This window comes from Stenotrophomonas sp. 28608_Sma (genome assembly GCF_056486185.1).
The window spans coordinates 2,935,858-2,948,966 of sequence record NZ_CM151308.1 but is presented as its reverse complement, the minus strand read 5'-3'; the positions used below and the strand labels follow the sequence as shown (position 1 = coordinate 2,948,966).

At 67.7% G+C, this 13,109-nt stretch carries 13 protein-coding genes; 4 read left to right on the top strand and 9 right to left on the bottom strand.

The features are described 5' to 3' along the window. Positions 1-7 precede the first annotated feature (7 nt). The 3 genes from ACZLHH_RS13820 to ACZLHH_RS13810 all read left to right on the top strand — a co-directional run bounded on the left by ACZLHH_RS13820 (position 8) and on the right by ACZLHH_RS13810 (position 3,842). On the top strand, positions 8-2,296 hold the full coding sequence (locus tag ACZLHH_RS13820) for an Orn/Lys/Arg family decarboxylase (protein ID WP_107432350.1): 2,289 nt from the start codon (positions 8-10) through the stop codon (positions 2,294-2,296). Positions 2,297-2,324: 28 nt separating this feature from the next. Beyond that, positions 2,325-3,227 carry a cation diffusion facilitator family transporter gene (locus ACZLHH_RS13815; RefSeq protein ID WP_049398424.1) on the top strand — a complete coding sequence of 301 codons (903 nt, stop codon included), beginning with the start codon at positions 2,325-2,327 and terminating at the stop codon, positions 3,225-3,227. Between the two features lie 180 nt (positions 3,228-3,407). Further along, a complete protein-coding gene (locus ACZLHH_RS13810; protein ID WP_107432351.1) occupies positions 3,408-3,842 on the top strand; it encodes a RidA family protein in 435 nt (144 codons plus the stop codon). Here the strand turns inward: ACZLHH_RS13810 and ACZLHH_RS13805 are convergent. The 9 genes from ACZLHH_RS13805 to ACZLHH_RS13765 form a co-directional block, all read right to left on the bottom strand. Then, the gene (locus tag ACZLHH_RS13805) at positions 3,839-4,552 is read right to left on the bottom strand and encodes an energy transducer TonB family protein (RefSeq protein ID WP_049398426.1); all 714 of its coding nucleotides are present in this window, start codon (positions 4,550-4,552) and stop codon (positions 3,839-3,841) included. The two genes, ACZLHH_RS13810 and ACZLHH_RS13805, sit on opposite strands and share 4 nt — an antisense overlap. Further along, positions 4,545-5,345, bottom strand: a complete 801-nt coding sequence (locus ACZLHH_RS13800) for a ChaN family lipoprotein (protein WP_107432352.1) — start codon at positions 5,343-5,345, stop codon at positions 4,545-4,547. Before ACZLHH_RS13800 ends, ACZLHH_RS13805 begins: the two co-directional genes overlap by 8 nt. Then, positions 5,332-7,803, bottom strand: a complete 2,472-nt coding sequence (locus ACZLHH_RS13795; RefSeq protein WP_180845182.1) for a TonB-dependent receptor — start codon at positions 7,801-7,803, stop codon at positions 5,332-5,334. The genes ACZLHH_RS13800 and ACZLHH_RS13795 overlap by 14 nt, the downstream gene beginning before the upstream one ends. Positions 7,804-7,867: 64 nt before the next feature. Beyond that, entirely contained in the window at positions 7,868-8,794 is a 927-nt protein-coding gene (locus ACZLHH_RS13790; protein ID WP_180845183.1) for a FecR family protein, read from the bottom strand. Next, the gene (locus ACZLHH_RS13785; RefSeq protein ID WP_071228845.1) at positions 8,791-9,300 is read right to left on the bottom strand and encodes an RNA polymerase sigma factor; all 510 of its coding nucleotides are present in this window, start codon (positions 9,298-9,300) and stop codon (positions 8,791-8,793) included. Before ACZLHH_RS13785 ends, ACZLHH_RS13790 begins: the two co-directional genes overlap by 4 nt. A gap of 124 nt (positions 9,301-9,424) precedes the next feature. After that, positions 9,425-9,931, bottom strand: coding sequence for a hypothetical protein (locus ACZLHH_RS13780; RefSeq protein WP_071228846.1), 507 nt, complete (start codon positions 9,929-9,931; stop codon positions 9,425-9,427). Between the two features lie 98 nt (positions 9,932-10,029). Further along, positions 10,030-10,254 carry a hypothetical protein gene (locus tag ACZLHH_RS13775; protein WP_032129370.1) on the bottom strand — a complete coding sequence of 75 codons (225 nt, stop codon included), beginning with the start codon at positions 10,252-10,254 and terminating at the stop codon, positions 10,030-10,032. Next, positions 10,251-10,952, bottom strand: coding sequence for a glutamine amidotransferase (locus ACZLHH_RS13770; protein ID WP_071228847.1), 702 nt, complete (start codon positions 10,950-10,952; stop codon positions 10,251-10,253). Before ACZLHH_RS13770 ends, ACZLHH_RS13775 begins: the two co-directional genes overlap by 4 nt. Then, entirely contained in the window at positions 10,949-11,722 is a 774-nt protein-coding gene (locus ACZLHH_RS13765) for a YggS family pyridoxal phosphate-dependent enzyme (protein WP_180845393.1), read from the bottom strand. The genes ACZLHH_RS13770 and ACZLHH_RS13765 overlap by 4 nt, the downstream gene beginning before the upstream one ends. Before the next feature lie 76 nt (positions 11,723-11,798). Between ACZLHH_RS13765 and ptsJ the strand changes: the two genes are divergently transcribed. Next, positions 11,799-13,085 carry a MocR-like B6 salvage transcription factor PtsJ gene (gene ptsJ / locus ACZLHH_RS13760; protein WP_071228849.1) on the top strand — a complete coding sequence of 429 codons (1,287 nt, stop codon included), beginning with the start codon at positions 11,799-11,801 and terminating at the stop codon, positions 13,083-13,085. The last annotated feature ends 24 nt before the right edge of the window (positions 13,086-13,109 follow it).

Below are 13,109 nucleotides of genomic sequence, written 5' to 3'. Positions count from 1 at the left end.
AATCAACGTGTACTTCAAGTCCCTGGATTACCCGGTCATTGTCATCGACAACGACTACGAGTCGCCGCGCATCGGTGGCATCCTGATCCGCGCCCTGGTGGAAGAGCTGCGCAGCAACGACCAGCGCGTGCTGTGCGGCCTGAACCTGGATGATGCCCGCGCCGGTGCCCGCACCTACGTGGCGGCCTCGGCGGTGCTGATCTCGATCGACGGCAGTGAAGAGGTGGATGGCGAGTTCCAGCGCCTGACCGCCTTCCTGCGCGAGCAGAGCGCGCGCCGCGCCAACCTGCCGGTGTTCCTGTACGGCGAGCGCCGCACCATCGAGAAGGTGCCGAGCAAGCTGCTCAAGTACATCCACGGTTTCATCTTCCTGTTCGAAGATACCAAGAGCTTCATCTCGCGGCAGGTGATGCGCGCGGCCGAAGACTACATGAAGAACCTGCTGCCGCCGTTCTTCAAGGCATTGATCCACCATGCGGCCGAGTCGAACTACTCCTGGCACACGCCAGGCCATGCCGGCGGCGTGGCGTTCACCAAGTCGCCGGTCGGTCGTGCATTCCATCAGTTCTACGGTGAGAACACGCTGCGCAGCGATCTGTCGATCTCGGTGCCGGAACTGGGCTCGCTGCTCGATCACACCGGCCCGATCAAGGACGCCGAGAACGAGGCCGCACGCAATTTCGGTGCCGACCATACCTTCTTCGTCACCAACGGCACCTCCACTGCCAACAAGATCGTCTGGCATGGCACGGTGGCCCGCGGCGACGTGGTGTTCGTCGACCGCAACTGTCACAAGTCGCTGCTGCACGCGCTGATCATGACCGGTGCGGTACCGGTGTACTTCACCCCCAGCCGCAACGCGCATGGCATCATCGGCCCGATCAGCCTGGACCAGTTCACGCCGGAGTCGCTGCAGCAGCGCATCGCCGCCAACCCGCTGGCCAGCCAGGCCTACAAGGCCGGCTCCAAGCCGCGCATTGCGGTGGTCACCAACTCGACCTACGATGGCCTGTGCTACAACGCCGAGAAGATCGCCGACGAGATCGGCAGCGCGGTGGACTTCCTGCATTTCGACGAAGCCTGGTACGCCTACGCTGCGTTCCATCCGTTCTACGAGAACCACTACGGCATGGCCAAGGGCAAGCCGCGCGAGCAGGATGCGATCATCTTCACCACGCATTCCACCCACAAGCTGCTGGCCGCGTTCTCGCAGGCGTCGATGATCCACGTGCGCAACTCGGCGCAGCGCAACCTGGATGCCGAGCGTTTCAACGAGTCGTTCATGATGCACACCTCGACCAGCCCGCACTACGGGGTGATCGCGGCCTGTGACGTGGCCTCGAAGATGATGGAAGGCGACGCGGGCCGCTCGCTTGTACAGGAAATGCATGACGAGGCCATCGCCTTCCGCCGCGCGATGCTGCACGTGCGCGACGACCTCGGTCGCGACGACTGGTGGTTCAGCGTGTGGCAGCCGACCCAGGTCGAGCGCAGCCTGGACAAGGGCGATACGCCGGCGCCGCTGGTGGCCAAGCGCGAGGAGTGGTACCTGCAGCCGGATGCGCACTGGCACGGTTTCGAGAACCTGGTCGACGACTATGTGCTGATCGACCCGATCAAGGTGACCCTGCTGACCCCGGGCCTGGCGATGGACGGCAACATGGGCAAGCTGGGCATCCCGGCGGCGGTGCTGAGCAAGTTCCTGTGGGGCCGCGGCATCACCGTGGAGAAGACCAACCTGTACTCGGTGCTGTTCCTGTTCTCAATGGGTATCACCAAGGGCAAGTGGAGCACCCTGGTCACCGAGCTGATGGCGTTCAAGGAACTCTACGACCGCAATGCGCCGCTGAGCCAGGCACTGCCGACGCTGGCCGCCGACTATCCGAATGCCTACGCCGGCTGGGGCCTGCGTGACCTGTGCGACGCGCTGCATGCGTTCAACCAGGAATTCGCCGTGGCCAAGGTGATGCGCGAGATGTACGTGGATCTGCCGACGCCGGTGATGACCCCGGCCGATGCCTACAACCACCTTGTGAAGGGCGAGATCGAACGGGTCGACATCGAGCAGATCAGTGGCCGCATTGCGGCGACCATGCTGGTGCCGTACCCGCCGGGCATCCCGACCATCATGCCGGGTGAGCGTTTCGGTGACAGCGACGAGCCGATCATCCAGTCGCTGCGCATCGCCCGCGAGCAGAATGCGCGTTTCCCGGGCTTCGAGTCGGACGTGCACGGGCTCATCATCGAGCAGGAGGGGGATGCGGTTTCGTACAAGGTGGAGGTGCTGAAGGCCTGACCGGCAACGGTCGGCCGTTCGGCGAACGATGGATACCGCGCGCGAGCAACGCATCCTGAAGTTCTCGATCGGGGTCACCCTGGCGGTGAGCGCGGTCGGCTTCATCGGTGGCCTGCTGGTGGGATCGCAGGCCATCCTGTTCGACGGCGTGTACAGCCTGGTCGATGTCGCCCTGACCCTGGTGTCGTTGTCGGTGCTGCGGCTGGTGGCGCGGGAGCAGAGCCCGCGCTTCCAGTACGGCTACTGGCACCTGGAGCCGATGGTCGAGGCGCTGGGCGGTGTGATCCTGTCGCTGGCCTGCGTGTATGCGCTGGCCAACGCCGTGATCGGTTTGACCACGGGCGGGCACGAAGTGAAGTTCGGGCCCGCGCTGTGGTGGGCGGCGTTGCTGAGTGCCAGCAACCTGGCGATGGCGGCGTTCGTCGCGCAGCGGGCGCGGCATCTGCGCTCCGCGCTGTTGTGGCTGGATGTACGGGGCTGGCTGCTGGGCGGGTTGATGAGCCTGGCAGTGGTACTGGCCTTTGTGTTGGCGCTGGTCCTGCACGGTGGTGAGTGGCACCACTGGGTGCCGTACCTGGATTCGATCGTGCTGGCGTTGATCAGCCTGGCGGTGTTGCCGGTGCCGGCGCGGGGTGCCTGGAAGGCCATGCGCGAAGTGCTGCAGGTGGCACCGGATGATCTGGACCGGCGCGTGCAGCGGGTGATGCAGGCGTTCGTCGCCGAGCGTGGCTATGCCGGTTTCACCAGCCATGTGGCGAAGATGGGGCGGATGCGCTTCATCGAGATCCACGTGCTGGCCGACCCGGCCACGCCGCTGGGTTCAGTGGGCGAGGTCGATGCGATGCGTGACGAGATTGCGGTGCGGCTGGATGCGCGGGGCAGCACGTTCTGGTTGACCATTGATTTCACCGCAGACCCAGCGTGGACGTGACCACGCTTCTGTAGAGTCGAGCTTGCTCGACTGCTTCTGGTCGGTGGAAGTCGAGCAGGCTCGAGTCCACGGAAACGCGCGATCGTTGCGCATGGCGGACTACTCTGTTGCACAGGACCCATTTGACCTCAACCGGAGTTGAGGTCACAGACTGCCGGCATCCCCCACGAGGCGCGCGGCATGAACCTGCTGACCACACCGGACCTCAGCCATGGCCTGCTGGAACTGTTCAATCCACCGGGCCTCTACGATCCTTCGGCCAACGGCTACTCACACGTGGCGGTGGTGCGCCTGCCGGCGCGGGTGATCCATGTCGCAGGGCAGGGCGGCGAGGATGCCCAGGGCCGCCTCTCGCCCAGCTTCGAAGAACAGGTCGGGCAGGCGCTGGACAACCTGCAGACCGCGCTGCGATCGGCGCAGGCAAGTCTGGCCGATGTGGCGCGGCTGCGCATCCTGGTGGTCGGCCACGATGAGGACCGGCTGGGCATCATTGCCCACCAGGTGCGACGGCGCTGGCCGAACCGCGCGGCGCCCACCTGCACGCTGATCCCGGTGCCGCGACTGGCGTTGGACGGCATGCTGTTCGAGATCGAGGCGGAGGCCTACGCCGCCTAGCGCAGGTAGTACTCCACGGGCACCACCAGTTCCTGCGGTGCCTTCAGTTCATCGGGAATGGGCGGCAGCGGCTGCGCGCGACGGAAGGTCTGCAGCGCAGCGTCATCGAGCATCGGCTGGCCACTGGACTGCTCCAGCCGCAGCGCCAGCAGGCGACCTTCGCGGTCGATGCTGGCCCTGACCCAGGCAGTGCCCTGCTGCCGGCGCGAGCGCGCGGCGGCAGGGTAATAGCGGTAACGCTCCAGCCGCGCCATCAGGCGGGCTTCCCACTGGTCGCTGGCGGCGCCGGCCTGGAAGTCCGCCGGTGGCGCGTCTGGAGCGGGCGGCGCGGCCGTGATCGATGCCGGTGCGGGACTTGCATCGGTCGCGGCCGCAGGCGGGGCGACCGGCAGCGGCTTTCGACCCGTCCCGCCCGTTTCGCTGGCGGCCAACTCGCCCTCGCGCGCGGCGGTGGGCTTCGGTGGTGGCGGCGACTTTGTCGGTTGCGATGCACGCGCCTGCTGCGCCTGGCTGGGGGTATCCGCCTGGCGCTCCTCTACGGGCTGTGGCGGCGTGGCCGGTGCCAGCAGGCGCAGGCTGATGCGCACGTCCTGCTCCGGCGGTGGCAGCATCGGCGGCATTGCAACCCAGTGCACCAACAGCAGCAGGGGCAGCAGGTGCAGGACGACGGTGATCACGATCGCCTGCCAGTGTTGGCCGCGCTCACTCATCGTCCAGCACCCACAGCAGATCGGCATCAGCAGCACCGACGGTTTCACCCGGCGAGGCCAATGCGATCACCAGCGCAGGCGTATCCGGTGGCAGGTAGCCCGGCACCCCGGTGCCGCGCAGCACATGCCAGCGACCGGCTACCAGCAGCGCGGGTGCGGGTGCTGCGGTCAGCACCTGTGCCATGCGCGTGTCGCGGGCCTGTTGCACGGCCAGCATCCCTTCCAGCATCGGTGCCGCGTCTGCGTGCTGGGCCAGAACCACATCCGACAGGCGTTGGCGGGCGGCGGGCAGCGGGAACCGCACTGCATCAGCGGACGCCAGGTGGGCGTTGACCTCGACGCGCGCGAGATTGCCGCCGAACAAGGGGATGCCGGCAGCGGTGGCGTCCTGCACCAGCCCGCCGTAGGCGGTCCACGGCCATCGTGTATCCCAGCCCAGCAGCTCCTGCAGGCGTGCACCGTCGGCATGGTTGCCCTTGGCCAGCCAGCGCTGCACCCGCTGCAGGCGCGGCTGGCGTTCGCTGGCAATCATCTCCAGCACCAGCGCGCCTTGTGGACGCTGCTGCTGCAGCGCGTGCAGCAGCCAGTGCTGGGCAGCGTGGTCACCGGCCAGGTCGTGGCGTTCGCCCAGCAGCAGTCGCGGAGCGTTCGCTGCGCGCTTCACGAACGCAGCTTCGTCCAGGGTCTGGCCGCTGGCGAGGTCCAGCACCGTGCCGGGCATCGGCTGCGCGCTGGCCATCGACGCGAGCGCGAGCAGGCACAGCGGCAGCCAGTGGCGGCTAGAACGCCACATTGACGCCCATCGAGACGGTGCGGCCACGGCCGTTGCCGCGGTCCAGGATCGGACTGAAGATGCTGTCGATCGAGGCATTGTTGTCATAGGCCTTGTTCTGCAGGTTTTCGATGTTCAGCCACAGCGTGGTGTTGGCCTGCGGCTTGAAGCTGGCGTAGAAGTCCAGCAGCACGCCGGTGCCGCCGGTCTTGCGGGTCTGGAAGAAGTCGTAGCCTTCCTCGGTCGGACCGGAGTACTCGGCGCGCAGGCCGGCCTGCACGCGCTGCTGCCACCAGCGGCCGCCCACGTCCAGCGTCCAGTAGCGGTCGGGCAGGGCGGTGATGTCTTCCAGGTTGACGAACTCGATGGCCGGCGCGCTGGTGCGCGAGCGGGTCCAGCTCAGCGTGGCGTGGTAGTGCTCGCTGGCGTAATGGGCTTCCAGTTCGATGCCGCGCATGCGCACCACGCCGGGGTGGTTCATCCAGCGCGTGGTGGCGCTGAAGTCGTCGGCGTCCAGCACATCGGTCCAGGCATTGAGCTGCGGATCGCTGTCGATCGGCACCACGAACGGTTCCACTTCCGGCGGATGCACGATCAGCAGGTACTGCGGCTTGATGTAGTCGCGGATGCGGTTGTCGAAGCGGGTGACCCGCAGTTGTGCCAGGTCACCGTCGACCAGCAGCGAGTCGGTGCTGAGGTTGGCGCCGAACTGCAGGTTGCGCGAGCGCTCGCGGCGCAGGAACGGATTGGCGCCGATGCCGTCGGCGACGCTGGCGTCCTCCAGCGGGATCTTCTCGAAGAACATTTCCTGCACGCGCGGCGGCCGCGACGTGCGCGAGACCTCGGCGAACAGCTGCAGCCAGTCGGTGGCCTGCAGTGAAACCGCCAGGCTCGGGCTGAGTGCGCGCTCTGTGCGACGCACGTCGATGTCGCCGCCATTGATCTCCGCGCACTGGCCGGGCACATCCGAGCACACCGGGATGTGACCACGGATGCCGAAGCGGTCCTGGCGCAGTCCTGCGGTCAGGGCATAGATGTCGTACTGCAGCTCCAGCGTGCTGAACACACTGTCCAGCTGGCTGCGACCCTGCGGGTTGGCACCGCGCAGGATGGGCGTATCGGCCACATAGATGTCCGATTGGTGCTTGATGCCGGTGTTCCAGCGCGCCTGCAGTGCACCGATGTCGAAGCGGCTGGTGTTGTCCACGGTCCAGCTGCTAAGGCTGCTGTGGGTGCGGCGGCCGATGTAGCTGGAGTCCTCCACCGGCGGGTAGAACAGCCGGGTCTTGTTGCTGGCGAAGGTCGCACGCAGGTCGATCCACGGCGAATAGGGTGTGTAGTGGTAACTGGCGCGCTGGTTGCGCGCGGAAATCTGCCACGGATAGTTGTGGTAGAAGTCGTTTTCGTAACGCATGTGGCTCAGGTCCAGCCGATGCTGGTCGCTGGGCTGCAGGCGCGCCTTCAACAGCCAGCTGCTGGGCTGCTGGCTGCCCGGGTCGGCGTTGTTCTTCTGCCCGCGTGCGGTCGCGTATTCGCTGCTGCGGCTGCTGCTGGCGGCGGCCAGCAGGCCGAACTGGCGGTCGCCACCCTCTTCGCTGTGGCGCCAGGCACCGGCGAAGGTACGGCCACTGCCGTAGCCGTTGTTGCCGTGGCGGTAGCCCGCACGCAGGCCCCAGTCGCGCCCCTCGCCGAGCAGATCGTCGATGTCCAGCGTGCGGAAGTTGGCACTGCCGGCCAGCGTGCCGGCGCCATCACCACCGGCGACCGCACCGCGCTGCACGTCCACACCGGCCAGCAGGAAGGGATCGACATAGGCGAACGGGCCGCCCGAGCCGTGCCCGGCATTGTTGCGGAAGGTCTGGGTGACACCGTCGATCATGGTGTTGACCCGGCCAGCACCGGTCATGCCGCGGATGTTGACCTGCAGGCCCGGCTGACTGCGCGAATGGAAGCTGTGGGTGCCAGGCATCGAGCGCAGCAGGCTGTTGCCTTCCTGGCGTTCGGCCATCGCCACACGCTCGCTGCCCACCGAGGGCGCAAAGCCATCGCGGGTGGCCGGTACATATTGACTGGCGCCGGCACCCGGTGCCTGACCGTGTGCGGTAGTACCCTGCACCCGCAGCGGGCCAGTGCGACGGCTGCCATCGGCGCGTTCAGCCGGTGCCGGCTCCAGGGCGGCACGACGCGCATCGACGAAGCGCGGGCGCAGGCCGCTGCCTGCCAACAGGCGCGACAGGGCCTGCGCATCGTCGAAATCACCACGCAGGGCAGGGGCAGCGTGGCCGGCGGGCAGCGCCGCGCCGATCACCAGATCGACGCCGCTCAGGCGGCTGTAGGTATCCAGCGCGGCCGCCAGCGGCTGTGCGGGCAGATCGTAGTGGCGGCTGACAGCCTGCGCCTGGGCGCTGGCAGGCAGCAGTGGAATCGCGCTGGCACAGGCCAGCGACAGGGCGAGGACAAGGGGGCGGTGGCACAGCATCGGGGGCTCCAGGGGCTGACGCAGAGCGTCGTCATCCTGGGTAGACGCAGCCGCAGGCCGGATGTCAGGGTCCATCACGCTGTTCCCTGCGTGGCGGCAGCCACACCTGTATGCCGTCGCCGAGGCGCAGCACGCGCACCTGCAACTGAGTGGCCAACTGGTCGCGGTTGCTGGCTGCACCGTCGGCACTGCCAAGCAGGGTGACCGGCTGCTGGCGCAGCTGCTCGCCGACGACCCACGTGTGCCCGCCGTGCCAGCGGTCCAGGCCCTGCGTGACGTCGGCCAGCGGGGCCGAGACCCAGTGCAGGCGCCGCTCGCGCCAGGCCAGTGTTCCCGGGGCGGTGGTTGTTGCATGGGCTGTTGACTGCCCATCGAAGCGCAGCTGCTCGCCGTCGTTGGCCAGCATGCTGGCGTTGCCGCTGTCCACGCGCACGCAATGCTCGGTAACGGTGACCACGCTGCTGTTGCCCTGCACGGCAAGATCGAATGCGGTCCCCAGTGCAGTGACGGTGCCCTGCGGAGTGTGTACCTGGAAGGGCCGGTCGGCATCGGCGGCGACCTGGAACCAGGCCTGGCCACGCTGCAGCTGGAGCTGGCGGCGCTGCCCATCGATGCGCACCTTCACTTCGCTGCCGGGTGACAGCAGGACATGCGAGCCATCCCGAAGGGTCTCCTCGCGGATCTCGCCAGCGGCCGTTCGCAGGACCTGCGCTACGGGCGGCGACACATGGCGGCTGTAGAGACCCAGCGCGCACAGCAACAGAACCGCAATGCCGGCTTCGCGCAGGCGACGGCGTTGCCTGCGCTGCTGTTGCCGCTGCAGGCTGGGCAGCGTCGCACCAGCCTGCCACAGGTGTTGCAGATGCTGGTACTGCGCAGCATGGCGAGGGTCGGCCTGGTACCACTGCTCGAACGCGTTCTCGTCGCGGCCACCGTCGTGCCCGTCCAGCCACCAGCGTGCAGCTTCGCGCGCGATCGCGTCCAGGCTCATGCGCCCGGCACCTGCTGCAGGGCGACCAGTGCGCGCAGCAGATGGCCGTGCGCGGTCTGCCGGCTGATGCCGAGCTGGCGCCCGATCTCGGCCAGCGCCAACTGTTCAACCCGCGCCAGCAGGAACACCTGGCGCGAGCGCGGTGGCAGCGCGGCGATGATCGCGTCGAGGTGGCGCAGCTGTTCGGCGTCGAGCAGTCGCTGCTCGGGCAGTGGTGCAGGATCGGCGATGGCCTGCAGCTGCGTGTCATCCGGTACCTCTTCGCGACGGCGCTGGCGCTGCCGGTAGTGATCCGCGATCAGGTTGTGGGCGACGCGGTACAGATAGGCGCGGCCGTTGCTCAGCAGGCCGCTGGCGGCGACTTTGACGACACGCAGCCAGGTTTCCTGGACGACGTCATCGGCGTCGCTGCGTTGCGGGAGTTTGCGGCGGACATGGGCGTGCAGCGGCCGGTAATGGGCCGCGCACAGCTGCGCGACATCCGTCGGTTCGACAGGCGTGGACACGGGGCGGGCGACAACTGGGAAAGGGAACAGCCCGCGGCGGCAAGGGCAGCGGCTGCACCTTACAGCAAAAGAGAATCATTTGCATCCATGGCGCGAGGCACGGCACGCATGGGTCACCGCGGCGTCAGCGCGGACGATAGTCGCAGTGGATCTGCAGGGCTTCGGTGGCGTTGTGATGCAGCTCGAAGCCGCACTGCTGCAGGCTGCGCTTCACCTGCACGACGGCTTCGGAATGACGGGCAACGCGACGATCCTGCCAGCGCAGTGGGGTGAACACGCCCAGGGGCAGCAGCCGCAGCCGCTTGCCGTGCAGTACCAGTGAGACATCGACATGACGGCCATCGATGTCGTGGCCGTTGGCACCGAAGATGGCATCGATCTCATCGCGGCGCTGCGGATAACAGGCACGGAAGAGGGTGATGCCGAGCCGACGCACCAGGCGGCGGAAGCCACCGAGACGGCTGTGGCTGGGTTCGAAGCCACGGGTGAGCAGTAGCCGCAGCCCCACAGGCAGCATTGCCTGTGCGTCGAGCAGGCGTTGCAGTACCTCTTCTTCCAGTTGGATGCGGGTGGAGGGCCAGCGCGGGGCGATGAGCAGTCCGTGGTGGTTGCCGCGTTGCAGGGTCAGCATCGGTGAAGCTTCGCACGCGGCCGAACAGCCGCGGTAGTGCCGGCCGCTGGCCGGTAGATTCGAATGCCGGCCAGCGGCCGGCACTACCGTGACGATCGTCAGAGGTCGCGGTACTGGATCTGCGAAGCCAGTACGCGCAGGCCGTCGGCATTGCTGGACAGGATGCGCTCTTCGCCAACACCTTTCTGCCGTTTCAGCTGGAAGCCCTGATCCGCAGGCAGTTGTGCGGCGATGGCGTCCATGCGCTGCAGGGCATCAGGGCCGCTGCAGTCGAAGTGGCCCCAATAGACGCCATCGCGGTGGATCTGCAATCGATAGTTCATCGCGGTGTCTCCGGCAGGTCCTGCAGCCAATGGTCGAACATCGCGGTGGCGGCCGCGGCCAGTGGTGCGCCATAGCGACGCGCCTGCGCGCGCAGATCATTCGGATCGATGCCGGCCTGGGCCAGCTCCAGCGTGTGGCCGACCAGCCAACGCTCGAACTGGCGGGCGTCCAGTTCCGGATGGCATTGCAGGGCCAATGCGTGGTTGCCGATGGCGAAGGCCTGGTGGCGGCAGGCCGGCGTGCTGGCCAGGCGGCGTGCACCGGCCGGAAGGTCGAACGCCTCACCATGCCAATGCAGTACCGGAATGCCCTGCAGGGCCTGCAGCGGTGAACGCTGGCCTTCATCGGTCAGCAGCAGTGGCGCAAAGCCGATTTCCTTGCCGCCGCTGGGAGCGACACTGGCACCGAGTGCACGCGCCATCAGTTGTGCACCCAGGCAGATGCCCAGGGTTGGCCGCTGCTGCTGCAGCCGGCGCTGCAGCAGGGCGATGCTGTCGGTGACGAAGGGATAGGTCTCTGTGTCATTGGCACTGATGGGGCCGCCCAGCACCACCAGCAGGTCGGCCACTTCGGCCGGATCGAGCGCATCGACGCCGGCCTGCAGCACCTGCAGCTGCCAGCCTTGTGCCAACAGCAAAGGCTGCAGGGTGCCGAGGTCTTCGAAGGCGACGTGTTGCAGAACGACTGCGTGCTTCATGCCGGGGCTCCGCTGTTCGGCCAGTAGAAGCTGTCCGGGGTGGCGCGGGCGCCGAAGATGGCCTGGCCGACGCGGACCACGGTGGCACCTTCCTCGATGGCCACTTCGAAATCACCGGACATGCCCATCGACAGCTGCGACAGGTCAAGGCCGGGCGGGGCGGTGCGTTGCAGCTGGTCGCGCAGTTCGCGCAGGCGCACGAAGCAGGCGCGCACGCGCTCGACGTCGGGGGTGAAGATGGCCAGGGTCATCAGGCCGCGCACACGCAGGCGATCGAAGGCCGGCAGCTGCTGCACGAAGGCCTCGACCGCGTCGGGTTCCAGTCCGTACTTGCTCGGCTCGGCCGAGGTGTTGACCTGCACGAACACATCCAGCGTGCGGTCTTCCAGTTGCAGGCGCTGCTGCAGGGCCTCGGCCACGCGCAGGCTGTCCAGCGCCTGGAACTCGCTGGCAAAGCGCGCCACGTAGCGCGCCTTGTTGGTCTGCAGATGGCCGATCACCGACCAGTGCACGCCCAGGTCGGCCATCGTTTCGGCCTTGCGCTGTGCTTCCTGCACCTTGTTCTCGCCCAGTTCATGGCAGCCTGCGGCCACCGCCATGCGGATGCGGGCTTCATCGACGGTCTTGCTGACCGGCAGCAGGCGCACGCTGGCCGGGTCCCGGCCGACGCGGGCGCAGGCATCGGCGATGCGTTGGCGCACCGTGACCAGGTTGGTGGCGATCTGTTCAACGGACTGGGCGACGGGCCAGTCGGCGGCGGCAAGGGGCATGCGGGCACCTCCAATGCAGGGCGGCCAGGGTGGGATACACTGGCACAGGACAAGAGATATTTTGGCATAGGACAAAATGAAAATCACCGGGCATAGCGCCGAGTCGATCTTCGACAGCATCCGCGACGGCATCGGCAAGGGCCGCCTGCCGGCCGGCAGCGTGCTGCCGCCGGTGCGTGAACTGGCCGAGCAACTGGGCGTGAACCGCAACACCGTGGCCGCTGCCTACAAGCGCCTGGATGCGGCGGGCCTGGCCAGCACGGCGGGCCGCCGTGGCACGGTGGTGCGCGGATTGCCGCCGACGCTGGCGCGCGAGGGCAGTACGCCCGGGCTGGCGCTGCAGGACCTGGCCGGTGGCAATCCGGATCCGCGCCTGCTGCCGAACCTGCGCCTGGCCCCGGCCGCGCCGCGTTTGTACGGCGTAGGCACGGTCGACCCGAGGTTGCAGGCGCTGGCGCGCGCCTCGCTGGATGCGGACTGCCCGGAGGGCTATGCGCTGGAGCTGACCCATGGCGCGGTTGATGGCATCGAGCGCCTGCTGGCGGCGTGGTTGCTGCCAGGAGACCGCATCGCGGTGGAGGATCCATGTTTCCTCGGTAGCCTCAATGTGCTCAATGCTGTGGGCCACGCGCCGTTGCCGGTGGCGGTGGACGCGCATGGCATGCAGGTCGATTCGCTGCGGCAGGCGCTGGAGGCCGGTGCACGCGCGGTGCTGCTGACCCCGCGTGCGCACAACCCGACCGGGGCCAGCCTGGATGCGAAGCGGGCACGGGCGTTGCGCCAGCTGCTGGCGGCCTACCCGCAGGTGGCGGTGCTGGTCGACGATCATTACGCGCTGCTTTCGCAGCAGGCCTACCACTCGGTACTGCCGCTGGATGGCCGGCGCTGGGCGCTGTTGCGTTCGTTGTCCAAACCGCTCGGCCCCGACCTGCGCCTGGCCTGGCTGGCCTGCGATGAAGAAACCGCGATGCGGTTGCGGCTGCGATTGGCGTCCGGCACCGGCTGGGTCAGTCATCTGCTGCAGGATGCGGCGACGTCGGTGCTGGCGTCGGCAACGCAGCGGGCGAAGATCGCCTCGGCAGGTGAGCGTTACCAGCAGCGCCTGCAGTCGCTGCAGGAGTTGCTGCGCGCGCGTGGCATGCCGACGCCGCTGCCAATGGAGGGATTGAACTTGTGGCTGCCGTTGTCGGCTGACAGCCATCCTCAGGTGCTGGCACTGGCTTCGCGCGGATGGCATGTGCGGGCGGGCGAAGTGTTCGCGGTGGCGGCGCCGGGACATGGCCTGCGCATCACCTGTGCGGCGCTGGGGACGACGCAGCTGCGGCAGCTGGCCGATGACCTGGCGGCCGTGTGCGGGGTGTAGCGTCGAGCATGGCTCGACGCTACA

Bases quoted from the DNA above. Each gene is read 5' to 3' on its own strand.
- ACZLHH_RS13815 (WP_049398424.1), top strand. From the start codon at position 2,325: ATGGATACCGCGCGCGAGCAACGCATCCTGAAGTTCTCGATCGGGGTC.
- ACZLHH_RS13810 (WP_107432351.1), top strand. From the start codon at position 3,408: ATGAACCTGCTGACCACACCGGACCTCAGCCATGGCCTGCTGGAACTG.
- ACZLHH_RS13805 (WP_049398426.1), bottom strand. From the start codon at position 4,552: ATGAGTGAGCGCGGCCAACACTGGCAGGCGATCGTGATCACCGTCGTC.
- ACZLHH_RS13800 (WP_107432352.1), bottom strand. From the start codon at position 5,345: ATGTGGCGTTCTAGCCGCCACTGGCTGCCGCTGTGCCTGCTCGCGCTC.
- ACZLHH_RS13795 (WP_180845182.1), bottom strand. From the start codon at position 7,803: ATGCTGTGCCACCGCCCCCTTGTCCTCGCCCTGTCGCTGGCCTGTGCC.
- ACZLHH_RS13790 (WP_180845183.1), bottom strand. From the start codon at position 8,794: ATGAGCCTGGACGCGATCGCGCGCGAAGCTGCACGCTGGTGGCTGGAC.
- ACZLHH_RS13780 (WP_071228846.1), bottom strand. From the start codon at position 9,931: ATGCTGACCCTGCAACGCGGCAACCACCACGGACTGCTCATCGCCCCG.
- ACZLHH_RS13775 (WP_032129370.1), bottom strand. From the start codon at position 10,254: ATGAACTATCGATTGCAGATCCACCGCGATGGCGTCTATTGGGGCCAC.
- ACZLHH_RS13770 (WP_071228847.1), bottom strand. From the start codon at position 10,952: ATGAAGCACGCAGTCGTTCTGCAACACGTCGCCTTCGAAGACCTCGGC.
- ACZLHH_RS13765 (WP_180845393.1), bottom strand. From the start codon at position 11,722: ATGCCCCTTGCCGCCGCCGACTGGCCCGTCGCCCAGTCCGTTGAACAG.
- ptsJ (WP_071228849.1), top strand. From the start codon at position 11,799: ATGAAAATCACCGGGCATAGCGCCGAGTCGATCTTCGACAGCATCCGC.